At 53.5% G+C, this 23,771-nt stretch carries 18 protein-coding genes and 11 tRNA genes; 21 read left to right on the top strand and 8 right to left on the bottom strand.

All coding sequences use genetic code 11. The annotated features are described in order from the left end of the window. The first annotated feature begins 45 nt into the window (after positions 1-45). The 4 genes from JQC75_RS11425 (at position 46) to JQC75_RS11410 (ending at position 4,813) form a co-directional block, all read left to right on the top strand. Positions 46-1,032, top strand: a complete 987-nt coding sequence (locus JQC75_RS11425) for a fumarylacetoacetate hydrolase family protein (protein ID WP_203324218.1) — start codon at positions 46-48, stop codon at positions 1,030-1,032. A 91-nt stretch (positions 1,033-1,123) separates the two neighbouring features. Beyond that, complete coding sequence (maiA, locus tag JQC75_RS11420; RefSeq protein ID WP_203324217.1) at positions 1,124-1,765, top strand: maleylacetoacetate isomerase; 642 nt, start codon at positions 1,124-1,126, stop codon at positions 1,763-1,765. Positions 1,766-2,223: 458 nt separating this feature from the next. Then, on the top strand, positions 2,224-4,341 hold the full coding sequence (locus JQC75_RS11415; RefSeq protein WP_203324216.1) for a S8 family serine peptidase: 2,118 nt from the start codon (positions 2,224-2,226) through the stop codon (positions 4,339-4,341). A 10-nt stretch (positions 4,342-4,351) separates the two neighbouring features. Beyond that, positions 4,352-4,813: a hypothetical protein gene (locus JQC75_RS11410; protein WP_239001999.1), complete on the top strand. Its 462-nt coding sequence runs from the start codon at positions 4,352-4,354 to the stop codon at positions 4,811-4,813. 42 nt (positions 4,814-4,855) lie between these two features. Here the strand turns inward: JQC75_RS11410 and JQC75_RS11405 are convergent, their stop codons facing one another. Beyond that, the gene (locus JQC75_RS11405; protein WP_203324215.1) at positions 4,856-5,737 is read right to left on the bottom strand and encodes a LysR family transcriptional regulator; all 882 of its coding nucleotides are present in this window, start codon (positions 5,735-5,737) and stop codon (positions 4,856-4,858) included. A gap of 122 nt (positions 5,738-5,859) precedes the next feature. Here JQC75_RS11405 and JQC75_RS11400 point away from each other — a divergent pair, with 122 nt between their 5' ends. Then, positions 5,860-7,089, top strand: a complete 1,230-nt coding sequence (locus tag JQC75_RS11400) for an MFS transporter (RefSeq protein ID WP_203324214.1) — start codon at positions 5,860-5,862, stop codon at positions 7,087-7,089. On the opposite strand, the gene JQC75_RS11395 is transcribed toward JQC75_RS11400, so the two are convergent. The 6 genes from JQC75_RS11395 to JQC75_RS11370 all read right to left on the bottom strand — a co-directional run bounded on the left by JQC75_RS11395 (position 7,064) and on the right by JQC75_RS11370 (position 13,982). Next, positions 7,064-8,449, bottom strand: a complete 1,386-nt coding sequence (locus JQC75_RS11395) for a sigma-54-dependent transcriptional regulator (RefSeq protein WP_203324213.1) — start codon at positions 8,447-8,449, stop codon at positions 7,064-7,066. The genes JQC75_RS11400 and JQC75_RS11395 overlap by 26 nt on opposite strands. Then, positions 8,439-10,241, bottom strand: coding sequence for a sensor histidine kinase (locus tag JQC75_RS11390; protein WP_203324212.1), 1,803 nt, complete (start codon positions 10,239-10,241; stop codon positions 8,439-8,441). Before JQC75_RS11390 ends, JQC75_RS11395 begins: the two co-directional genes overlap by 11 nt. A 91-nt stretch (positions 10,242-10,332) precedes the next feature. Then, positions 10,333-11,733, bottom strand: a complete 1,401-nt coding sequence (locus JQC75_RS11385) for a TRAP transporter large permease (protein WP_203324211.1) — start codon at positions 11,731-11,733, stop codon at positions 10,333-10,335. Beyond that, on the bottom strand, positions 11,730-12,371 hold the full coding sequence (locus tag JQC75_RS11380; protein WP_203324210.1) for a TRAP transporter small permease: 642 nt from the start codon (positions 12,369-12,371) through the stop codon (positions 11,730-11,732). The genes JQC75_RS11385 and JQC75_RS11380 overlap by 4 nt, the downstream gene beginning before the upstream one ends. Positions 12,372-12,467: 96 nt before the next feature. Continuing rightward, on the bottom strand, positions 12,468-13,487 hold the full coding sequence (locus JQC75_RS11375; RefSeq protein WP_203324209.1) for a TRAP transporter substrate-binding protein: 1,020 nt from the start codon (positions 13,485-13,487) through the stop codon (positions 12,468-12,470). Between the two features lie 267 nt (positions 13,488-13,754). Next, entirely contained in the window at positions 13,755-13,982 is a 228-nt protein-coding gene (locus JQC75_RS11370) for a hypothetical protein (protein ID WP_203324208.1), read from the bottom strand. A 240-nt stretch (positions 13,983-14,222) separates the two neighbouring features. On the opposite strand from JQC75_RS11370, the gene gltX reads away from it, so the two are divergent. The 12 genes from gltX to JQC75_RS11310 all read left to right on the top strand — a co-directional run bounded on the left by gltX (position 14,223) and on the right by JQC75_RS11310 (position 17,143). After that, positions 14,223-15,632, top strand: coding sequence for a glutamate--tRNA ligase (gltX, locus tag JQC75_RS11365; RefSeq protein WP_203324207.1), 1,410 nt, complete (start codon positions 14,223-14,225; stop codon positions 15,630-15,632). Between the two features lie 104 nt (positions 15,633-15,736). Beyond that, positions 15,737-15,812 (top strand) — tRNA-Ala (locus JQC75_RS11360). Positions 15,813-15,828: 16 nt separating this feature from the next. After that, positions 15,829-15,904, top strand: a tRNA-Glu gene (locus JQC75_RS11355). 54 nt (positions 15,905-15,958) lie between these two features. Continuing rightward, positions 15,959-16,034 (top strand) — tRNA-Glu (locus JQC75_RS11350). A 54-nt stretch (positions 16,035-16,088) separates the two neighbouring features. Further along, a tRNA-Glu gene (locus JQC75_RS11345) sits at positions 16,089-16,164 on the top strand. A 37-nt stretch (positions 16,165-16,201) separates the two neighbouring features. Beyond that, positions 16,202-16,277, top strand: a tRNA-Ala gene (locus JQC75_RS11340). Between the two features lie 162 nt (positions 16,278-16,439). After that, a tRNA-Glu gene (locus tag JQC75_RS11335) sits at positions 16,440-16,515 on the top strand. A 37-nt stretch (positions 16,516-16,552) separates the two neighbouring features. Next, a tRNA-Ala gene (locus JQC75_RS11330) sits at positions 16,553-16,628 on the top strand. 161 nt (positions 16,629-16,789) lie between these two features. Beyond that, positions 16,790-16,865 (top strand) — tRNA-Glu (locus JQC75_RS11325). 8 nt (positions 16,866-16,873) lie between these two features. Then, positions 16,874-16,949 (top strand) — tRNA-Ala (locus JQC75_RS11320). Positions 16,950-16,983: 34 nt separating this feature from the next. Beyond that, a tRNA-Glu gene (locus JQC75_RS11315) sits at positions 16,984-17,059 on the top strand. 8 nt (positions 17,060-17,067) lie between these two features. Next, positions 17,068-17,143 (top strand) — tRNA-Ala (locus JQC75_RS11310). A gap of 379 nt (positions 17,144-17,522) precedes the next feature. Here the strand turns inward: JQC75_RS11310 and JQC75_RS11305 are convergent. Continuing rightward, positions 17,523-19,361: an ABC transporter ATP-binding protein gene (locus JQC75_RS11305; RefSeq protein ID WP_203324206.1), complete on the bottom strand. Its 1,839-nt coding sequence runs from the start codon at positions 19,359-19,361 to the stop codon at positions 17,523-17,525. Between the two features lie 202 nt (positions 19,362-19,563). Here JQC75_RS11305 and JQC75_RS11300 point away from each other — a divergent pair, with 202 nt between their 5' ends. The 4 genes from JQC75_RS11300 (at position 19,564) to JQC75_RS11285 (ending at position 23,771) form a co-directional block, all read left to right on the top strand. Then, positions 19,564-21,015, top strand: a complete 1,452-nt coding sequence (locus JQC75_RS11300; RefSeq protein ID WP_203324205.1) for an AlkA N-terminal domain-containing protein — start codon at positions 19,564-19,566, stop codon at positions 21,013-21,015. A gap of 106 nt (positions 21,016-21,121) precedes the next feature. After that, positions 21,122-21,658 carry a methylated-DNA--[protein]-cysteine S-methyltransferase gene (locus tag JQC75_RS11295; protein ID WP_380796346.1) on the top strand — a complete coding sequence of 179 codons (537 nt, stop codon included), beginning with the start codon at positions 21,122-21,124 and terminating at the stop codon, positions 21,656-21,658. An 88-nt stretch (positions 21,659-21,746) separates the two neighbouring features. Further along, entirely contained in the window at positions 21,747-22,223 is a 477-nt protein-coding gene (locus JQC75_RS11290; protein ID WP_203324203.1) for a phosphatase domain-containing putative toxin, read from the top strand. A gap of 21 nt (positions 22,224-22,244) precedes the next feature. Next, positions 22,245-23,771, top strand: coding sequence for a phospholipase D family protein (locus tag JQC75_RS11285; protein WP_203324202.1), 1,527 nt, complete (start codon positions 22,245-22,247; stop codon positions 23,769-23,771).

The following is a 23,771-nucleotide window of genomic DNA, read 5'->3' as shown; positions in this document are numbered from 1 at the left end:
CCGTATCGTGCCAGAACTGGCGCGGTGCGAGGACAGGAGCAGAGAATGAAATTAGCCACATATAACAATGGTCGCCGCGATGGTCAGCTGATGCTGGTAAGCCGTGACCTGACCAAGGCCGTAGCCGTACCCGCCATTGCTCACACCATGCAGCAGCTGCTGGATGCCTGGGCACTGCTCAGCCCTCAGCTTACTGAGCTGTACGATGCGCTCAACGCCGGTCAGCTTGAAAACACCGTCGATTTTGACGAAACCAAGTGTCTGTCGCCGTTTCCACGCGCCTTCCAGTGGGCAGATGGCAGCGCCTATGTAAACCACGTTGAGCTGGTGCGAAAGGCCCGTGGCGCTGAAATGCCCGAAACCTTCTGGACCGACCCGCTGTTTTATCAGGGCGGCTCCGACAGCTTTATTCCACCACGCAGCAACATTGAAATGGCCAGCGAAGACTGGGGTATCGACTTCGAGTCTGAAATTGCTGTGGTAACCGACGATGTGCCCATGGGGATCTCTGCCGAAAACGCTGCCTCACACATCAAGCTTCTGATGCTGGTGAACGACGTGTCACTGCGTAACCTGATCCCGGCTGAACTGGCCAAGGGCTTTGGTTTCTTCCAGTCCAAGCCTTCAAGCAGCTTCTCGCCTGTGGCCGTGACCCCGGATGAGCTGGGTGACAAGTGGCAGGACACCAAGGTACATCTGCCACTTATCACTCATCTGAACGGTGAGCTCTTTGGCAAGCCCAATGCCGGTGTGGACATGACCTTCAACTTCAGCCAGCTGGTGGCCCACGTAACCAAGACCCGTCCGCTGGGCGCCGGTGCCATCATTGGTTCTGGTACCATTTCCAACTACGATCGCAGCGCTGGCTCAAGCTGTCTCGCTGAAAAGCGTATGCTGGAAGTGATTGCCGATGGCAAAGCCAGTACCCCCTTTTTGCGCTTTGGCGATCGGGTACGCATCGAAATGCTCGACGATGACGGCAACAGCATTTTCGGTGCCATCGATCAGCAGGTAGTTGAATACAAGGCGTGATGCCTTGAGTGATGAAAAACGGGGCCTCGGCCCCGTTTTGTGTATTGTGGCCTGCGGAATGTCGGCTACCGGCAAGGCAGAGGAGAACAGCATGAAACTTTATGGATACTGGCGCTCAAGCGCTGCATATCGGGTGCGTATTGCACTGAATCTGAAGGGACTGGATGCGGAGCAACTGTCGGTGCATCTGGTGAAAAATGGCGGCGAGCAACACTGCGACGATTATGTGGCGCTTAACCCACAACATCTGGTGCCATCATTGGTGCTGGATGATGGCTCAGTGTTGACCCAGTCACTGGCCATCATGGAGTACTTTGAAGATACAGGCATGGGGCTGCCTCTGCTGCCTGCGTCTGCCGCCGACAGGGCGACGGTCAGAGCCATGTGTCTTGCGATTGCCTGTGAAATCCACCCGCTGAATAATCTTCGAGTGCTGCAGTACCTCAGTGGTGATATGGGACTCAGCGATGAGGTGAAAAACGCCTGGTATCACCATTGGATCCATGAAGGCTTTACGGCATTTGAAAAGCTGCTTGCCCGCCACAGTGGTGAGTATTGCTTTGGTGATACCCCGACGCTCGCCGACGCCTGTCTTATTCCTCAGGTATACAATGCCCGCCGGTTTAATGTACCGCTGGATAATTATCCAAATATCCTTCGAATCGAGGCCCACTGTAATGCCACTCAGGCGTTTATAGACGCACTGCCGGAAAATCAACCCGACGCGCAATAAGCGACTTTTTATAGCAGTCAAATCTATACTTATAGCCGTACGTTCGTACGGCTATAAAATATAAAACGCTGTCCTGTATTTTTGCAAAATTTATTAAAAGCCACACTTAATTATTTTTTATACACACCAAGTTTGTAACCAACTGTTTAAATGGCATGCTATCCCCTTAAGGCTGTTAATTGCTCTATTTTTGTTTATTAGTTTCAAATCAATGCTTTGTGTTTGATTTTTCTTGCTATTTTCTCATTGCCCTATATCGAATTAAATACTGTTAAAATTTAATTGAAAATATTTCTACTATTTCCTTTTTGTATCAATTGTTGCATGTGTTACATATGTTTCGCCTCGAATAAATTCAAGGTTATAACAATAAAATAATATGCCGTACCGATAGGTGTATCATTGCCGTTAATTAAATTTTGGCAGTATGGCGTTTTATTATCAAAAGGAAATGAAGTATGCATAAGTCGATAATTGCGCTGAGCGTCGCTGCCGTTTTATTGGCAGGTTGCGGTAGCGATAACAAAGCAAAACCAGAGCCTGTTAACACAGCGCCAGTGAGCCAGGATGTTACCTATGAAGCTCGTCAGTCGATTCGTCTGGAAGGTATGTTGGATGGCAAAGATGCTGAAGGTGGAATCAGCTTTTCTCTTGTCGACCCGAGTGAGGTCAAACTGGGCACCCTGAAGATTGAAGATGCCAGCAAAGGTAGCTTCAGTTACCTGACCGATGTAATGGAAGGGACCGAAGTTGTACGTTTTAAAGTCAGTGATGGAAAAAGTGAAGCCATCTCAACGCTGACAGTGCAAATTAACGGTGGCGATCCATTGTTTGAACACCAATGGCATTTGAAAAATACCGGGCAAAATGCATTTGCCAAAAACCGCGGTGTCGCCGGTGAAGACATGAATGTAAGCGAGGCAATTGCGTCTGGTGTAACCGGAAAAGGTGTTGTCGTTGCTGTCATTGATGATGGTTTGGAAATCAGTCATCCGGATCTTCAGAATAACGTAATCGCTGGCGGCTCATATAACCTGATAACCGGTACCATTAATCCGACTCCGTTTGCCGACAGCGCCTCTCACGGAACCTCTGTTGGCGGCATCATTGCAGCGGAAGGCTGGAATGGTCTTGGTGGTCGCGGTGTCGCTCCTGAAGCCAGTCTGATTGGTTTTAATTTTTTGGACCAAGACCCCACAGGAAAAGTGAAGAGCGTGCAGACGTTTGAAAACTTTGCCAAGTCTCATGGCGCCAGTGCATACAGTGATACTGCCCGTGTTTTTAACCAGAGCTATGGATACTCGGTGCCTTTCCCCCACGGTTTTGATGAAGACGAAAACGAAGTTTATGCAGCCATCGGTACCGACAGTTTTGACGGCAAAGGCAGTATTTTTGTGAAGTCTGCAGGTAACGGGTACGACTATTACCGCTCTATGGGGACCTTCTGGTTGCCCGGAGACTACTTCAGCGCGCCAAAAGAAGGCAAGGCGCCAAACCAGGGCTTGCCTTTCCATAACTCCAACATGTCATCGGACAATGCCAACGTTTATAACCTGTTAGTCTCTGCCATCAATGCCGAAGGCAAGCGGTCCAGTTACTCTTCTGTGGGTTCAAACGTATTTCTCACCGCGCCCGGTGGTGAGTACGGTGTGGATGACCCAGCCATTGTGACCACCGACCGGGTCAGCTGTGAAAAGGGTAGTTCTGTAGCAAATGAAAGGCCATCCACGCCATTTGATGGTGGCCTGCACCCACTCAACCTGGAATGCGATTATCGCTCAACCATGAATGGTACCTCCTCGGCAGCACCCAACACCAGCGGTGCTGTTGCCATGATTATGAGTGCCAATCCTGACCTCTCCTGGCGCGATGTTCGCCATATTTTAGCGGCTACCGCAACCAAGGTTGACGCAGATATACCCGCCAAGAAGGTAGCCATTGGCTCACAAGAGGATGCGCCTGAGTATGATGCCATTCCCGCCTGGCAGGAGAATGCCGCCGGATATCACTTCCACAATGAGTATGGATTTGGTCGTGTCGATGTGAGTGCCGCTGTGGCGATGGCTCAGGCTTACAAAGCAGAATTGGGTGACTACGTGCTCACTGACTGGATTGCCAGTGAGAAGAATCTTGATAAAACGATTCCCGATGCGAGCCTGACCGGCGTATCTGACTCATTGGATGTATCGGAAGAACTGATTGTTGAGGCTGTTCAGATTGAGTTGACTGCCGATCATTTACGTCTGCCAGATCTTGCCGTGGAACTGATTTCTCCTGCCGGTACCCGTAGTGTGTTGATGACACCCTACAACGGCATGGTATACCAGGGCGTGATGGACCCGGCTGACCCAAGCGATCTGGTCACGGGTTATGATGCAACGCCCATGCTGTCTAACGCCTTCTATGGCGAATCCGCCAAGGGAGAATGGACTATCAAGCTGATAGACGTGAACAGTGGCGAGTACCGCTTCCTGAAATATGACAAAGGCTATATCAGTATTCCAAACGAAAGTAATGGCATGCTGAAAGGTTGGTCTATTCGTTTTCATGGTCATAAGGCAAAGGTAGCCTCTTAAGGAGTAACAGATGAAGTATTCAGCAACAATGGCGGCCCTCGGTATAACTCTGCTGGCGTTACCGGCAATGGCCCATGATAAAAATCCTTTCGAAAATAACAGTCAGCAGTATCAACAAAATGCCACCAGAGCGGACTTTTTGGGACTGAATGACAGTTTTTATGTGAAGACCGACAAGGGAATTCAAAAGGCGAAGCGACTGACTCAGGGGGAGCAACTTGTCACTGAAGACGGCGAGCCGTTCGCTACTCTGACCGGAAAGTTTGTGGTTAAAGTGAAGCCCGGTGTTGACCCTGCTTCTTTTGCTGCCAACACAGGTCTTCGACTCGATTGGCAAAATGACACCCAACTGTTGATTCTGGCGGCGAGTGAGGGGAGCGATCTTTTAGCCCTTCTGGATAAGCTGAAGCAGAATTCACAAGTTGAACGTGTGAAACTGGATAGAGCGGTACTGAAACAGCAGCCAATGTAAGTGTTTGCTGTGAAATAAAAAAGCCCGGCTCTGCCGGGCTTTTTATTTGTTTGCCAGCAAAAACTCCACAAAGGCTTTATCTGCCTGGCCCAGTGGACGTTTCTTTTTCCATGCGATATGCAGGTCCAGAAATACCCGCGGGTTAAAAGGGCGTTTCTCTATCTCATCCTTGGCGGAGATGACCATATCCAGCACACTGGTAATGGCAAAGCCCTGAGAGACTACCTGCTTGATAAGATTAATTAAGTTGGTTTCAAAGGCGATAGTGGGGGATATCCCAAGCTCCCTTGCCTGGGAGAGCAGCCATTCCCGATGAAAGTAACCGGGTTTGAATATCACCAACTCGTGGTCGAAAAATTCTTCCAAGGTGACGCTGGTCTTATCGCTCAGCGGATGTTCATGACCCATGGCAACCACCATTTCTTCGGTCAGCAGCAGGCAGGACTCCAGTGCCGGGGTCAGATCCTTGGCGGTGATGATGGCAATATCCACCTCTTCCTGCTCCAGCATCCGCAGCGCATCCCGGGTGCCACCTTCAAACAGACTCAGTTTGAGGCCGCCGTAGCGGTGGCGAAAGGCCATCAGCCGTGACGGTAAATAAAAGGATCCCAACATGCCGGGAACCGCCACCCGGACTTCGCCCTGGCGCAGGTCGGCCATGGCCTGAATTTGCGCCTTGGCCTGACCGAGCTGGTTCACGATGCGTCTGGCATGTTCCAGCAGCACCTGGCCTTCGGCGGTGAGTTTTATGCCCCTGTCATTCATGCCCTGATTGCGGCCAATAAGCGTTACCCCAAGTTCCTGCTCGAGCTTTTTGATGCTCTGACTCAGAGCAGGCTGGGCAAGCGACAGCCGCTTCGCTGCACGGGTAAAGCTGCCGGTTTCGCATATGGCGATGAGGTGATTGAGCTGCTTGATGTCCATCCGTTACCGCTACTTAGCCAAATATAAATAATATCAATAAATAATAGATGAAATATCTATTATGTTAATGTTAGCTGCGCCGCTACCCTGAAGCAATCAAAGTCTTGGTATTGAGGTGCGCCGTGAACGGCAGAATTTCCAGAGCCGATGCACGGCGCTTGATCTACGGGTTATCACTGGCTTCAGTGGTGGTCTATATCAACCTGTACCTGGTGCAGGGCATGCTCCCTATGTTGGCAGAACACTTTGCCATCAGCCCGGGTGCATCCACGCTTATCCTCTCGGTCAGCAGTTTCTCTCTGGCATTTTCATTGCTGGGCTATGCACTGATTTCCGATGCCTTCGGCCGTTTCAGGCCGCTGATTATCAGCCTGTGGCTGCTCGCACTCACCAACCCGCTGATGCTGGTGGTCGACAGTTGGCCGCAGATGTTGGCCTTAAGGTTGCTGCAGGGGGTTTTACTTGCCGCTGTGCCGGCCATCGCCATGGCGTATCTCAGGGATAAATTACCCTTGCCAGCCTTGATAAAAGCGGGCGCTTTTTATATTGCGGCCAACAGCTTCGGCGGCATTTTGGGCCGTTTGCTTGGGGGCTTTATGGCGCAGCATCTGAGCTGGTTTGCATCAGTGATGCTGCTGTCTGGCATTACCCTGGTGGCAGTGGCCATCAGTCATCGATTTTTGGCGCCTCTCAGTGATGCGACCAGAAGGCCAATCAATGACGCTATCAAGTCTCGCAGCGGTGAAAGACGGCCCTGGACAGGTTTTATTCTGCACCTTGGTAATCCGGCGCTCCGGGTGTTTTACATTATTGGTGGCCTTGCCTTTATGGTGATGGTGAATCAATTCAGCTTTATCCAGCTGCATTTGCTGGAGCCACCTTTTGGCTGGAGCCGCTTTGAAGTGACCTTGATTTTCCTGTGTTATCTCAGCGGTACCCTGAGCGCATACCGCTCCGGCAGCGCCATCAAACATTTGGGGGTGGCTGGTTTGCTTGGCGTGTCGTTGGTGCTGATGGTGGCTGGCAGTGTGCTGACATTGCTTAATACCCAGGTTGCCATCATTCTCGGCTTTTTACTCAGTGCCTGCGGCTTTTTCCTTATCCATGCCTGCTGCAACAGCCAGGTGGCGCTCAGGGCAACGGGCCACAGGGCCAAGGCCTCGTCGCTGTATCTGTGCTGCTATTATCTCGGAGCGTCTCTCGGCGGGCCTTTCCTGATGCCCTTCTGGCATCAGGCAGGCTGGGCCGGTGTGGTCTTCGGCTCTTTAATAGTGCTCGGCGCTACGGCGGCATTTGCCTGGTTTGCACTGCGTCGCGGCAAGGGGGCTATGCCTCTTCCTGCGTGTCGTTGAGGTAGTGCTTACGGTCCAGATCGTATTTGCGCATCTTGTCGTACAGGGTTTTGCGCGGCAGCTCCAACTGCTCCATGGTTTGCTTGATGGAGCCGCGATTGTGACTCAGGGCTTCTTCAATCAGCATACGCTCGAAAAACTCTACCCGCTGACTCAAGGACATACCGGATTGCAGTTCGGCATGGCCGCCAAGGCTCGCGGCAAAGGCCGATTCGGCGCCAAGGAGCACATAGCGCTCGGCAAGGTTCCTCAATTCCCGCACATTTCCTGGCCAGCCATGTGACGCCATGCGGGCGTTATGTTCGGCACTGGGGAAGATAAGCTCCTTGTGATAACGGGCGGAGGCAATCCGGGCAAAATGCAAAAACAACAAGGGGATATCTTCCCGTCGCTCCTTAAGTGGCGGGATGGGAATAGTGACCAGATTCAGGCGATAGAGTAAGTCCTGGCGGAATTCCCCTTTATCGCACAGTTGTTTTAGGTCCACCTTGGTGGCGGCCACTACCCGGATATCGAGCGGGATGCTCTTATTTGAGCCCAGTCGCTCAACCTTCCTGTCTTCCAGTACCCTGAGCAGCTTGACTTGCAGTGACAATGGGGTGGATTCGATTTCATCCAAAAACAGGGTGCCACCATTGGCAAATTCGAACTTGCCGACCCGGACTTTGTCGATACCGGTGAAGGCCCCGGCCTCGGCGCCAAAAAGCTCACTCTCTATCAGGTTTTCGGGGATGGCACCGCAGTTAATGGCCACAAAATTGGCCTGATGCCTCGGACTGTGGTCGTGCAGGCAGCGGGCGACCAGCTCTTTGCCGGTACCAGTTTCCCCCTCAATCAACACATCGGCCGGGGTATTCACAACCATGTCAATCAGGTTTCGCAGCCGAACTATGCCCGGGCTGTTACCCAAAATCCGTGGGCCGGGGATGGCGTGTGACTCGAGCTGCTTTTTCAGTTTGCGGTTTTCCAGTGTCAGGCTGCGTTTTTCCAGCGCCCGTTTAACCACATCCAGCATATGCTCGTTGTTGAAGGGTTTTTCAAGAAAGTCATAGGCGCCTTGCTTAAGGGCGCTCACCGCCATGGCAATATCACCAAAACCGGTCAGCAGCACCACAGGCAGGCTGGCATCAATATCGATGCAGTGTGCCAGCAGTGAAATGCCATCCATGCCGGGCATATTGACGTCGGTAACCACTACCCCCGGCCAATCCGGTGAGATCAGGTTGACGGCCTGGCGGGGATCTGTGGTGGCCGCGGCATTTAAGCCATTCAGTTCAAAAAGTTGTATCAGCACTGTGCCGATATGGGGCTCATCATCCACGATAAGCACCTGGATGTTTGTCAGGTTATCAAGACTCATATTGTCCCTTGTCGGCTAAATAGGCGGGCAGGGTGATATCAAAGATGGCGCCACCCTCTGGTGCGTTGGCGACCCGGATATCCCCTTGCATGGATTCGATAATACGGCGGGAGATAGACAGGCCGAGCCCCAGTCCCTGCCGCTCGCTGGTGGTGTAATAAGGCTCAAAGATTTTCTCCATCAGGCTGTCACGCACCCCGGGGCCTGAGTCCTGGATTCGTATGGTGACAGGATCGCCCCCGAGCAAACTGATGGACAGACGCTTCACCGGGCATTGAGACATGGCCGTCAGGGCATTGGTGATAAGGTTAACCAGCACCTGCTGCAGGCGGGTACCGTCGCACCAGACCTTGAGGGATTCATCTTCACAGTGGATAGTCAGCTGGGCTTTTTGCTTGTCCAGCTCGGGCTGCACTATGGTCAGGGCCTGCTGTAAGCAGTCGGCGAGCCTGACCACCCCATCCTTGCCCTGGGTTTTGCGGGTAAAGCTTTTGAATTGGCCGACAATGTCGGCGAGTCTGTCGGTGAGTTCAAGAATAATGGCCAAATTTTCCCGCGCCCGGCCGGGCATGTCCCGCTCCAAAAAGGTCTGGGTGTTTTGGGTATAGCTTCGAATGGCCGCCAGTGGCTGATTGAGTTCATGGTTGATACTGGCCGACATGGTACCGACCACGGTGAGCTTGGCTGCCTGAATAAGCTCATCCTGGGTGTCTTTGAGCTGGGTGTTGGCGGCTTCAAGCTCTGCGGTGCGCTCTTTCACCCGCTGCTCCAGCTCATCGCGGGATTGCTGCATTCGCGCCAGGCTGTGGCGCCGCTCTCGCTGCAGCAAGGTAAAGAGCAGTAGCAGGCCATAACAGGTGGCCGAGAGCAACAGCACCTGTGACAAGGAACCATATACCGGGGCCAGTGGCGTCAATACATGTACCCGCCAGCCAGCCTTGACCATGGCCGCAGAGGTGTCCAGGTAGTCGGTTGCCTTGAGCCCACTGCCAATCCGATAGGCATTGACCCCTTCGGTCACCCCCCGGTAAGCGGGGTGAATATCCAGCTCTGTGATTTGCCGCTTTGCATACCTTTTACTGGCATTGAGGGCATAGCGCTTGCTTTCGGTAAAGGGGCCAAGTGACGTGAGCCGCCATTCGGCCCGATTGGAGGCGAAGACGATGTTATCGGGGTCAGTGATAATAAAGTCATACTGCCCCGCCTGTGCGACCCCAGAGGCCTGGGCTTCGATGTCCAGCACGTCCAGTTTCACCACGATGGCGCCGAGCACAGTGCCGCTGTCTTCCACCGGAAAAGAAAAGTAATAGCCCCGCTTATCGGAGGCGGTTCCCACCGCATAGTAATTGCCCTGACGCCCGGCGATGGCCTCGGTGAAGTAAGGCCTGAACGAATAATCCTGGCCAACAAATGAATAGGATTGCTGCCAGTTACTGGCGGCCACCGCAACGCCAAGGGCATCAATCAGATAAATGTCGGAGGCCTCGGTAATGTGCCTGAGCTCTTCGAGGTAGTTATTGAGCTTTTGAACCTTATCCATATCACGCTGGTTAAGCAGGGTATCGGCCAGCATAGGGTTGGTTGACAGCACATGGGGGATGGTTTCGAAGCGCGACAACATGCCATCGAGCAGGCTGACGAGCTCACCGAGCTGAGCCCGGGAGGTTTCGGCCAGCTCAGACATGCCGCTTCGCACATGCCAGCTCCAGGTCAGATATAACACGCCCACCAGGCCCGCGAGGGCGAGCAGGGTATAACGAAGGCGTCGTTGAATTTGCGCTGTCATCTGCATGTACGGCGGTTCTCAAAAAGGCAAAAGCCATAGTAAATCTATGGCTTAGGCTCGCTTAAAATAAGCTTGGGATCAACTGTGCAGCCAGGGATTATTTAAATCCCCGCAGACTGTCCAGGTATTCCGGCAGGAACAGGCTGATTTGCGGAACATAGGTAATAAGCACCAGGAAGCCCAGCAGCAGAAGCAGCCATGGCAGGCAGGCATGGATAACCCAGCCGATGCTGCGCCCTGTAATCCCTGCGGTCACAAACAAGTTCAGTCCCACCGGCGGCGTTAACATGCCAATCTCCATATTCACCACCATGATGATGCCAAGGTGGATGGGGTCGATACCAAGTTGCACCGCGATAGGGAACAAAATGGGCGCCATGATAAGCAGAATGGCAGAAGGCTCCATAAAGTTGCCGGCCGCCAGCAACAGCAGGTTGACTATGATAAGGAAGCCCCAGGGCGGCAGGCCCCAGCCAACGATGGTTTCAGCAATGATGTGGGGAATCCGCTCTGTGGTCAGCACATGGGCAAACAGCATGGCGTTGGCGATGATAAACAGCAGCATAATGCTGACTTTGGCACCATCACGTACCACATTGCGGACTTCACGGTTGGCGGGGGTTTTAATAAGACCCAGTAACATATGCACCAGGTTGCGTCCCACAGCCGTCAACAGGGGTTCATCTGCCTTGCGCCACGGTACCTCTTTGAGTGGACCTATATCCCGGTAGCCAAATACTGCCACCAGGTAGGCATACACACAGGCAACCGCTGCAGCTTCTGTGGGACTTGCCACGCCACCATAAATGGAGCCCAGCACGATGAAAATCAATGCCAGTCCGCCCATGGCCTTGGCGCTTGAAAGCGACAGAGCCTTCACGCCGGGGAAAGGTCGCGAGGGAAGGTTTTTGATGCGGGCGACTATGTAGATGGCCACCATCAGCAGTATACCCATCAAGAGACCGGGGATGAGGCCTGCCATAAACATCCGTGCGGCCGAGACCTCGGTCGCTGCCGCATACACCAGCATCACGATGGAAGGGGGAATGAGGATCCCCAGGGTACCCGAGGTAGTAATCACCCCAGCGGCAAACTTTTGTGGGTAGCCCGCGCGGACCATGCCCACAATTACGATGGAGCCGATGGCTGCCACAGTCGCAGGGGATGAACCTGATACCGCAGCAAACAGCATACAGGCCATCACAGAGGCCATGGCGAGGCCGCCACGAATGTGGCCGACACTGTCCATGGCAAATTCAATGATTCGCCGTGCTACCCCGCCGGTGGAGAGGAAGGCTGACGACAGAATAAAGAAGGGGATCGCAAGCAGTGTGTAATGCTCTGAGGTGGCTTCATAGAGCTTCAGGGCCACCGACGCCAAAGAGTCATTGGAAAACAGCAATATGGTCAGCATGCTCGAAAATCCCAGCGCGATGGCGATGGGCATGCCCAGCAACATGCACAGGAACAGAGTTAAAAACAGCGTGGCTATGGTCATGACTTGGCTCCGTCATTGTTCTTGTCGTTGGCGCCCGACTGCTCGTCAGCCAGGTGCATGCTTTCTTTGGCTTCGTCATGGAAGCTGAATCCGTTGGACGTGCCACGGAAAATGGCCGCAGCCAGTTCAAGAAAGCGCCAGGTCAACATCATGAATCCCAAGATCAGAATGCTTTGGCTTATCCAAAGGGGAATGGCGGGGTCTTCGGGGTCGATACGCATCACCTCCCAGGCAAAGTCTTCGCTCATTTGGTTCATCAGCACCGAGGGCACGTCCAAATCTTCCATGCCAATGCCGATGTGATAAATTTGCGACAGATAGTCCCAGGTACCCTTAAGGAACATGGCGCAGTAAATCAGGCAGATACTGACGGCAAGCAGCGCCGATATACGCCGGGCGCCCGGCTTGAGTTTTTTGACAAAGGCATCCACGCCGATATGGGCGCCCACTTTGATGCCATAGGACATGCCAAAGAGCACAAACCAGCCACAAATGGTGAGTGTCAGCTCCTGGATCCACAAAAAGCCGGTATTAAAGAAAAATCGGGCAATGACCTCCATGAATACCAGCAACGTCATGAGGGTGATAAGAAGGTTAAGTACGCCTTCTTCAAAGTAACCAAAAATACGAGAAATCACTGATGCTCTCCCCGGAATATCTGCACCGTCCCTGTGGCAGCGTCATCCCTGGTTATTGAGTGACAAAAGTGGGGCACCTGGGTGCCCCACACGGGCTTAGCGCTGGTTGGCAGATTCAGCGGCTTCAATCAGGTCTTTACCAATTTTGTCTTCAAACTGTGACCATACCGGACGCATGGCATTGACCCAGGCCTGACGTTGCTCAGGAGTCAGTGTCACCAGTTCAACACGCTTGGAGTCCAGAATAAGCTGACGGTCTTCGTTGGCTTTTTCCAACGCCAGTTTGTTACCCAGAGCAACAGCTTCGTCCATTGACTGCTTGATGATGTCACGTTTGTCCTTGGGCAGGCTTCTCCAGAAGGTTTCAGAGGTCACCAGCATATAATCGAGCACCCCGTGATTACTCTCGGTGATGTGCGTTTGTACTTCGTAAAACTTTTTGGAATAGATATTGGACCAGGTGTTTTCCTGACCATCGATGGCCCGGGTTTGCAGCAGGGTAAAGACTTCGGAGAAAGGCTTTTTCACCGGGATGGCGCCGACAGCTTCAAACTGCGCTGCAATCACGTCTGACGGCATGATGCGGAATTTTTTACCGGCCGCATCGCCCGGCAGAGACAGGGCGTTGTTGGCTGAGAACTGCTTCATGCCATTGTGCAGATACCCCAAACCCACGAGACCCTTACGGCTCATGGAGTTCAGCAGTTGCTGACCGGCTTCGCTTTGTTGGAAACGGTCCACCGCATCCATGTCTTCAAACAGGAAGGGCAGATCGAATACCTGCAGCTTTTTGGTGTAACGTTCGAACTTGGACAGAGATGGAGCCACCAGTTGTACGTCATTCAACAGCAGCGCCGCCAGTTCGTTGTTGTCACCAAAGAGTTGTGAGTTGGGAAATACACTCACCTTGTACTCACCTGGCAGGCGGCTTTCTACCAGCTCTTTGAACTTGAGCGCCATCTGGCCTTTGGGGGTGTTTTCCGCCACCACGTGAGAAAACTTGATTTCCACCGGCTCGGCGGCGGCACCAAAGCTGAATCCCAGCACGGTTGCCAACAGACTGGCCTTGCCGAGGGTAAAGAGTGATTGCAGGGTCGCTGGTTTTGATACTTTCATGTTGAATTCCCTTGAGTTGTTATTGCGTATCTTTCCTCGGGATACAGCAGTGATGTCCCTTGAGGTCTGTTAAAGACAAGGCAAAGAGTAGGCCAATGTGGTTAACATTGCTTTAACTCCTTGGTAATAAAGCGGTTAAATCAGTGATCCGTCGCACGTAGTGGGAGAGGGTGGGTGAGCTGCCGCTCACACTAATATCCTGAATGGGTGGAAACCCACCCAAAGTGAGCATTGGATAGCCGTGCCGGCACCTGCCTAAAGGTGGGCTTATCTTGGGGGAGAGAGGTGTTTTTGTACGGCATCACTTGGCAGCAGTTCGAGGTGTCCGCGCTCGTCAAAGTACCAGCCATTAATAAACCCTTTTTGGCGCATGGCCATCAGGTTATGCATGACCTCTCTGGCTTCTTTGAGCGCAGTATCCTGATCGCAGCCGTGCAGGCGCTTGAGATAGGCGGCGATACTGTCCAGCGACGCGGATTGACTGACGTTGGCCATGGGATATTCCTGTCATTATCTTCACTGAGCATAGAATAAAAGTACTGACAGCCCTAAACGGGGCTCAGTTTATTCTTGAATAAGAAGCGCGGGTTTCATGCCATGAAGTTTTGAGTCCCCCTTTATAGCGACCCATTACCCGGCATGTGCCCATTTTCCATCGGCCCAATACACTGGTAGAATACCGCCACTTTGACCCTTAAGGCCCAATGGCCCTTTGCTAATAGGTTAGTGTCCCCTATGACTGTAAAAACCCGTTTTGCTCCCAGCCCCACTGGATTCCTGCACGTCGGTGGTGCCCGTACCGCGCTGTATTCCTGGCTCCATGCCCGCGCCAATCAGGGTGAGTTTGTGCTGCGTATCGAAGATACCGACCTTGAACGTTCAACTCAGGAAGCGGTAGACGCCATTTTGGAAGGGATGGAGTGGCTTAACCTTAACTGGGATGAGGGTCCTTATTACCAGACCAAGCGTTTTGACCGTTACAACGAAATTATCGACCAAATGCTCAAGGCCGGTACTGCATACAAGTGTTACTGCTCCAAAGAGCGTCTGGAAGCCGTTCGCGAAGAACAGGCCGCCAAGGGCGAGCGTCAGAAGTATGATGGTTGCTGCCGCGGCGCTGCCCCACGTGCCGAAGGTGAGCCCCATGTGGTGCGCTTCCTGAACCCTCAGGGCGGCAGTGTTGTGTTTGATGACCACGTGCGTGGTCGCATCGAGATTGCCAACGAAGAGCTGGATGACCTTATCATTCGCCGCACCGACGGCAGCCCTACTTACAACTTCTGCGTGGTGGTTGACGATTGGGACATGGGCATTACCCACGTGGTGCGCGGTGAAGACCATATCAACAACACTCCGCGCCAGATCAACATTCTCAAAGCGCTCGGTGCGCCTATTCCTGAATATGCCCACGTTTCCATGATCCTGGGTGATGATGGTGCCAAGCTGTCCAAGCGCCACGGCGCTGTGAGTGTGATGCAGTACCGTGACGATGGTTACCTGCCGGAAGCCTTGCTGAACTATTTGGTGCGTCTGGGCTGGTCCCATGGCGATCAGGAAATCTTCTCCATGGATGAATTGGTAGAGTTTTTCCGTCTCGATGACATCAACAAGGCGGCGTCTGCTTTTAACAGCGAAAAACTGCTGTGGCTGAACCAACACTATATTAAAGCACTGGATCCTGAATATGTGGCCAAGCACCTTGAGTGGCACATGAAAGACCAGGGTATTGATACCAGCAATGGTCCCGCACTTGCCGACGTGGTGACCGCGCTGTCTGAACGCGCCAAGACATTGAAAGAACTGGCTGCATCAAGCCGCTATTTCTATGAAGACTTCGAAGAGTTCGATGCTGAGCAAGCCAAGAAACATTTGCGTGGTGTGGCACTCGAGCCTTTGAAACTGGTTCAGCAGAAACTGGCTGCCTTGACCGAGTGGACACGTGAAGCGATTCATCAAGCCATTGAAGACACAGCAACTGAACTGGAAGTGGGTATGGGCAAAGTGGGCATGCCGCTGCGCGTTGCCGTGACCGGGGCAGGGCAGTCGCCTGGATTGGATATCACCCTGGAACTCATCGGAAAGGCCCGTTCTGAGCAAAGAATCTCCAAAGCGGTTGATTTTGTAGCAGATAGGATAAATTCCTAAAAAAGGCGTTGACACATTTTGGTGTGCTGCATAGAATGCGCCACGCAGTCGAGACACGGTGTCAGCAACGCTGGCAGCACACTCAAATGCAGTAAGAGAAGCATGGGGCTATAGCTCAGCTGGGAGAGCGCTTGCATGGCATGCAAGAGGTCCGCGGTTCGATCCCGCGTAGCTCCACCAAGTTTCTCTTGTCCGGGTCCCCTTCGTCTAGAGGCCTAGGACACCGCCCTTTCACGGCGGTAACAGGGGTTCGAATCCCCTAGGGGATGCCATTTTACTGAGTTTCGCAAAACCAGTGCTCGTCACCGAGGATAACAGTGGTCCGGGTCCCCTTCGTCTAGAGGCCTAGGACACCGCCCTTTCACGGCGGTAACAGGGGTTCGAATCCCCTAGGGGATGCCATTTTACTGAGTTTCGCAAAACCAGTGCTCGTCACCGAGGATAACAGTGGTCCGGGTCCCCTTCGTCTAGAGGCCTAGGACACCGCCCTTTCACGGCGGTAACAGGGGTTCGAATCCCCTAGGGGATGCCACATTTTCTGAAGTTTTTGCTAATTCAGCGAATATTTCGGGGCTATAGCTCAGCTGGGAGAGCGCTTGCATGGCATGCAAGAGGTCCGCGGTTCGATCCCGCGTAGCTCCACCAAATACGTAATCACGGCGTTAATCGTGAGTCCAGGGTACCCTTCGTACAGAGGACTGGGACACCGCCCTACTTTCTCTGGGTAGAAAGTAGGCAGTAACAGTGGTTCGAATCCTCCAGGGGATGCCACACTCTTTTAAGCGAGTCTAAACACTTAAGTCCAGGGTCCCCTTCGTCTAGAGGCCTAGGACACCGCCCTTTCACGGCGGTAACAGGGGTTCGAATCCCCTAGGGGATGCCACATTTTCTGAAGTTTTTGCCAGTTCAGCGAAGATTTCGGGGCTATAGCTCAGCTGGGAGAGCGCTTGCATGGCATGCAAGAGGTCCGCGGTTCGATCCCGCGTAGCTCCACCAAATACGTAATCACGGCGTTAATCGTGAGTCCAGTGTAACCTTCGTCAAGAGGGCTGGGACACCGCCCATTTTCTCTGGGTAGAGAGTCGGCGGTAACAGTGGTTCGAATCCTCCAGGGGATACCACACTCTTTTAAGCGAGTCTAAACACTTAAGTCCAGGGTCCCCTTCGTCTAGAGGCCTAGGACACCGCCCTTTCACGGCGGTAACAGGGGTTCGAATCCCCTAGGGGATGCCACATTTTTCGGGGTTATAGCTCAGCTGGGAGAGCGCTTGCATGGCATGCAAGAGGTCCGCGGTTCGATCCCGCGTAGCTCCACCAAATACGTAATCACGGCGTTAATCGTGAGCCCAGGGTCCCCTTCGTCTAGAGGCCTAGGACACCGCCCTTTCACGGCGGTAACAGGGGTTCGAATCCCCTAGGGGATGCCACATTTTTCGGGGTTATAGCTCAGCTGGGAGAGCGCTTGCATGGCATGCAAGAGGTCCGCGGTTCGATCCCGCGTAGCTCCACCACATTTAAAACCACCCATAGGGTGGTTTTTTGTTTTCTGGTGTGGATGTTTCGCTCTTACTCCCCATAGATCAAGTCCATAACTGTCGTTTCCTCACAGTCCTGAATGACAGCCTTAAATCAGTTAATGCGCGTAAGCGTGCCACCTGCTGTTTATAGTGCTTTGTATAATCAACGAGATACTTAATTCAGGCCCCGGCCTGTCAGTTAGTCCTGTCATACTCTTCAATGTCGCGATTCTTTAAACCGCAAATCTGAGCGGGGCATGTTGAGCGTGAGCTGATAACCCGTGCCTGAACTCGGGAAGGAAAACACATAAGCGAAGATAGGCAATAAAAAAGGGCACAATTGCTTAGTGCCCTTTTATTGAGTGGATAAAGGCTACTCAGTCCCGAGGAAACCACCGGTCTGGTGCGCCCACAGCTGAGCGTAAATGCCGCCGTGAGCCACCAGCTCCTTATGGCTGCCTTGCTCAACGACTTTACCTTCATCGAGTACTATAAGCCTGTCCATGGCGGCGATGGTCGATAAACGGTGGGCAATGGCAATCACAGTTTTACCTTCCATCAACTGGTACAGACTTTCCTGAATGGCCGCTTCCACTTCAGAGTCCAATGCCGAGGTGGCTTCGTCCAAGATCAAAATAGGCGCATCCTTAAGCAGTACACGGGCGATGGCGATACGCTGGCGCTGTCCGCCGGAGAGTTTAACACCACGTTCGCCCACCATGGCATCCAACCCATGGTTGCCGGAGGGGTCGCTCAGCTGCTCAATAAATTCCCGCGCCTGTGCCCTGTCGATAGCCTTATTCAGTTCTTCCTCTGTCGCATCCGGGCGGCCGTAGAGAATATTTTCCCGAATAGTGCGGTGCAGCAAAGAGGTGTCCTGGGTGACCATACCTATGTGCGCCCGCAGAGAATCCTGGGTTACCGCATGTATGGGCTGGCCGTCGATAAGTATTTCGCCGCGCTCCACATCATAAAAGCGCATCAACAGATTCACCATGGTGGATTTTCCTGCGCCCGAACGGCCCACGAGTCCCACTTTTTCACCGGGGCGAATATTGAGCTCCAGTCCGTCAATCACGCCGCTGCCTTCGCCATAATGAAAGCTCACGTCGTTGTAGTGAATTGCCCCTTTGCTCACCTGCAGCGCCTTGGCGTTCGGTGCGTCTTCAATCTGAGTGGGTTTGGAGAGGGTATTCATACCATCCACCACAGTGCCGATGTTTTCAAACAGGGAGCTTACTTCCCACATGATCCACTGACTCATACCATTGAGACGCAGCGCCAAACTCACGGCAATGGCGATAGCTCCTATGGTGATGGCCTGCTCGGTCCACAGCACTATGGCAATCGCCGCCACGGCAAACACCAGCATATAGTTGATGATCTGCACACTGACGTTAAGCCCGGTCACCAAACGCATTTGCCGGTATACGGTGTCCAGAAATCCGCCCATGGCATCGCGGGCATAGTCAGCTTCTCTTTGGGTATGGGAAAAGAGCTTCACGGTGGAAATATTGGTGTAACTGTCGACAATGCGACCTGTCATGGTCGAGCGGGCATCTGCCTGCTCTGTTGACACCCGTTTCAATCTGGGAATGAAATACCATTGCAATGCTACGTAAAAACAAAGCCATACCAGCATCGGCAGCATGAGTCGCCAGTCGCTTTGTGCGATGATCACCAGCATCGAGGTGAAATACACCAGGATATACACGGCGACATCCAGCAGTTTCATGACGGTTTCACGTACCGCAAGCGCCGACTGCATGACTTTGGTGGCAATCCTGCCGGCAAATTCATTCTGATAGAACCCTATGCTTTGTCTCAGCAGGTAACGGTGAGCCAGCCAGCGAATGGACATGGGATAGTTGCCAAGCAGACTCTGATACGCAATCAATGCGTGCAGCAGCACCAACAAGGGGATTGCCACCAGCACCAGCAAGGTCATGCCAAGCAGTGTTTTGCCTTCGTCCTGCAGCAGAGTTGCTGGGTCCTTATTCACCAGCCAATCCACCAGTTGCCCCATAAAACCAAACAGCGATACTTCAAGTGCCGCAAGCAGCGCTGTCAGAAGTGACATGCAGATGAGTGGCACTTCAAATCCGCGCGTGTAGTGGCGGCAAAAAGCGAATAAGCCGGATGGCGGTTTGGTTGCGTTCGCGTCAGGTAACGCGGTCGTCCAGCGTTCAAAGAGTTGAAAGAGCTTAATCATAATTCTTGGATTCCATTAACAATCGCCACAGCATATCCCAATTAGGGTAGGGGTGATTGTTAATTTCTGTTTCAGACTATGCTTATTTTCGACAGGTAAGCGGAAAGGGGAGAGGGGATTCGGGTTGAGGGCCGATTTCCGCTGGTTGATGCCCCCGGGCTCGGGTAAAGTGATTTTACTCTCACTCTAGACAGGTTTAGCCGTGTTCCAGCAATTGCCCTCGGCGGAAATTTGCCAACGGGCGCGCCTTAGCCGCGACGCCCGCTTCGACGGACTGTTTTTCACCGGTGTTTTTTCCACCGGGATTTATTGTCGCCCCATTTGCCCGGCCACAGCCCCAAAAGAGGAAAACGTACGCTATTTCGCGTCTGCCCTGGCGGCTGCGGCAGCGGGGTTGCGCCCGTGCCTCAGATGCCGTCCCGAATCGGCTCCCGGCTCGTCGCCATGGCGTGGCACGGCAACGACCCTGACCAGAGCCATGGCGCTTATAGATGCGGGGGCGTTGAATGCGACCGACGAACATACATCCGAGCAGGCTCAAACTCAGGCTCAGGCCATGGAAGCGCTCGCCGGGCGTGTGGGCGTTGGCAGCCGCTATCTGCGAAAATTGTTTTGTGAGCACCTGGGTATGTCGCCCAAAGCCTTTGGGGATTATCGCCGTTTGCTGCTGGCCAAAGCACTCCTGCATCAAACGTCGTTGCCCATCACGGATGTAGCCTTTGCGGCTGGGTTCGGCTCGGTGAGGCGATTCAATGAGGTATTCCGCGAACGCCTTGCGTTAACGCCAAGCGCCATCCGGGCCGCCAGCAAGGTAAAGGATGCTGGCATTCGACTTAATTTAAGTTTCAGGCCCCCTTACGACTTTATGCAGCTCAGGGCCTTTTTTATGGCAAGGGCGATTCCCGGCGCCGAATGGTTTTCTAACGATGCAGGCGAGGCCTGCTATGGTCGTACTCTAAGGGTTGCTGGTGACGCTGGCTGGTTTGAGGCTTGTTTGCAGGCGGGCAAAAATGCCTTGGCGGTTACCATCTACCCGGGAGGGCGTGTCAGTGCGCTCAGCCAATGGCTGGCCGAAATCAAGCGGGTGCTGGATGTGGACGCCAATCTCTCGCTCATTCATGAGCATATTCAAGCGCCCATGCCTGATGGCGTGGTACTCAATACCATGACATTACCGGGCGCCGGCAGTTTTTTTGAGGCCGCGTGCCGTGCGGTGCTCGGGCAACAGGTGAGTCTTGCTCAGGCGACGAGGCTCCTGGGCTTGTTGACAGACGAAACATCAGACGAGGTTGAACTTGGCGGCAGACGCTGCCGGGTTTTTCCCACCGCGGAACAAGTGGCGTCGGCCACGCTCGAAAGTTTGAAAATGCCGGGGAGCAGAAAAAAGGCGCTGTTGGAGATGGCAGCGCTCTTTAGCCGATCCCCCCAACCGGACGATGCAGCCTTGCTTGGTGTTAAAGGGATTGGTCCCTGGACGGTCAGCTATGCCCGTATGAGGGGGTTGTCGGATCCGGATATTTTGCTCGCGGGCGATCTGGTCGTGAAGCAAAAGCTTAAAGCCATGGGGTGGGCAAAGGCGCCTGATACTCTCATGGGGCAGGTTTCGCCCTGGGGCAGTTATCTGACGTTGGCGCTGTGGCACACTGATCTCTGATTAACCAGTGCAGTGAGACCTGACAGTGTCCGTGTGGCAGTGAGCCTGAGCAGTTTTCCAAAAGCCGGACTGTTCGAAACGAATTGACGATAAAAGAGACACTATGATGCGAGTAACCAATGATTGCAGCGAGCTGATTTCTGCCGCCCCAATGGCCGCAAGCTGTACACTGGAATCCCCCGTTGGTACCCTCTGGTTGGGAGCAAGCGCGAATGGGTTGATGTGTTTGAAGGTTGCCCCCCTTAGGGATGAGCTTGCATGCCCATCAGCGTCAGCGGCGAGCCGGGCTGAAGGACATTTGAATGCTGCCTGCACGCAGCTTATGGAGTTCTTTGCGGGTAAACGCCATCAATTTGATTTGGCGCTTGCACCAAAAGGCACTGAGTTTCAGCGGGCAGTATGGCAGGCGCTTTTGGCCCTTCCCTTTGGCGAAACGGCCAGTTACTCCGAGATAGCACTTCAAATTAACCGGCCAACGGCGGTGCGGGCAGTTGGGGCGGCCAATGGGGCCAATCCGGTGGCCATCATCATTCCCTGTCATAGGGTGATAGGCAAGGGGGGCACACTGACCGGATACGCTTGGGGGCTCGAAATGAAGGCAAGTCTGCTTCGACTCGAGTCCTGCGTGCTGCCATTGTTGTAGTTCCGTCGATAAAAATACTGCGCTCAATCAAGTCCCGCAAAGCCCGGCCTCTGGCATAATGTTCCAAACAACCTGAGAGGGGACTTGCATGAAACACCTGTTTTGGATGGTTGAAGGGGTACTTGCCGGACGCTGTGGCCCTTGTTGTCAGCCCTGGGACCCGGGTGAACTCAAAGAAAACGGTATAGGTGCAGTGGTGAGCCTGTCCGACGATGCGGGCGATACCGAAGCACTGGCCAACGCAGGTATTGCCCATTTGCATCGACCCATTACGCGGAATGTACCGCCTCTGGAGCAAGACGTCGTGCTTGCGAGTCAGACCATTCGTGAGGCGCTCACGTGGGTCATGGAGATGGAAGATGCACAAACCCCTGTGCTCGTGCACTGTGCCCTCGGCAATGACAGAACTGGCTTGCTGATGGCTGCCTATCTGATGGCGATGGGAGCCGCCCCCGTGCATGCGGTCAGTCAGGTACGCAGCCTCAGGGAACAGGCCTTTACCGCTGAAGGTTGGGATCAATTGGTTTACGACGTGTTATATTCAATGCAGAATGAATCCAATTGAAAGCAAAAGGAATTCAACCGTATGCCCCAGCGTGTTCCATGGCGTTCATTTTGCCTGATGATCCTTGGGAGTGTCTCACTCGGAGGTTGCAGCAGCATGCCCGAGCTGAAAGATGCACCGCGGACTTACAAGCTTACGTCTGCGCCGGATAGCCTGATAGCCGGATATCTGGCGGAGCCGCTGGCGAGCCATCCGGGGCAGAGTGGTGTTTTGCCGCTGTTTGAGGGCCTTGACGCCATGGTGGCCAGGCTGGCGTTGATAAAGTCTGCCGAGGCCAGCATTGATTTGCAGTACTACATCTTTCGCAACGATGACACCGGACGTTTACTGGCCTGGCAATTGCTGGATGCGGCAGACCGTGGTGTAAGGGTGCGTCTGTTACTGGATGATACCGCCAGCGTCAATATCGACAGGCAACTGGCTGTGATGGCAAGCCACCCTAATGTGTTCGTCAGGCTGTATAATCCTTCGTCTCATCGCACCCTCAGAGCCTTGTCTTTTGCCACCGATTTTGGCCGCATGAATCATCGCATGCACAATAAATCGCTCACGGTGGATAATCGCCTCAGTGTGGTCGGGGGGCGCAACATCGGCAACGAGTACTTTTCCAACGATGAAGAGCTGGAGTTTGGCGATCTCGACCTGCTGCTGACCGGTCCGGTAGTGGAGCAGGTATCGGATCAATTTGATGCCTACTGGAATGGCAGCGAGACCTACCCGGTCGAGCTCTTGGCCGAGTATCAGGTAAAATCCGATGATTTGGCGGGGTTGTATCGCGAAATTGCCAACCAGAAACGCCAACTCGAAGAGCATCCCTATATTCAACGCCTGACAAAATCCCCATTGCTCAGGCACATGGCGGACAATCGTATTGAATGGTTTTGGGGGGAGGCGAGAGTTTTTGTCGATCCTCCCGACAAGCGAGAGGGACAGGCTGAAGCCTGGATGATAGCGCCCCTGCTGGGGGAGTTTCATCAAACCAGGGACAGCCTGGTAATCATTTCGCCCTACTTTGTGCCCTCGGCAGAGGGTGTCAGGTTGCTAAGCGGCCTTGCCAAGCGAGGTGTTGAGGTGTCTGTGATTACCAACAGTCTGGCTGCCACCGACGTGCTGGCGGTTCATTCGGGTTATAAGGGGTATCGTGAGGCGCTCCTGCGTGCCGGGGTATCCCTTTATGAAGTGAAGGCAACCGGCAAGAGTCCCAGTCACTCCTGGAAAGGGAGCTCCCGGTCCAGTTTGCATGCCAAGAGCTTTTTATTCGACAATGACAGGCTTTTTGTCGGCTCCTTTAATTTTGATCCGCGCTCAGCCTGGCTCAATACTGAAATGGGAGTCATGGTGGAACAGGGTGAACTGAATCAGCAAATTCGTTCCTGGCTGCCACGTTTTTTAACCAACAACACCTACCAGGTGAAGCTCGGCAAGGACGGCCTATACTGGCATGAACTCAGCTCAGGTAAAGATATTTATGCCGAGCCCCAGGCTGGATTTTGGCGCCGTTTCATGGCCGATGTGCTGGCGCTGTTTCCACTGGAATCCCAGCTTTAA

This window comes from Shewanella litorisediminis (assembly GCF_016834455.1).
Classification (GTDB): domain Bacteria; phylum Pseudomonadota; class Gammaproteobacteria; order Enterobacterales; family Shewanellaceae; genus Shewanella; species Shewanella litorisediminis.
Note: the sequence above shows the minus strand (reverse complement) of the source record. Positions and strands in the feature narration are given on the sequence as shown.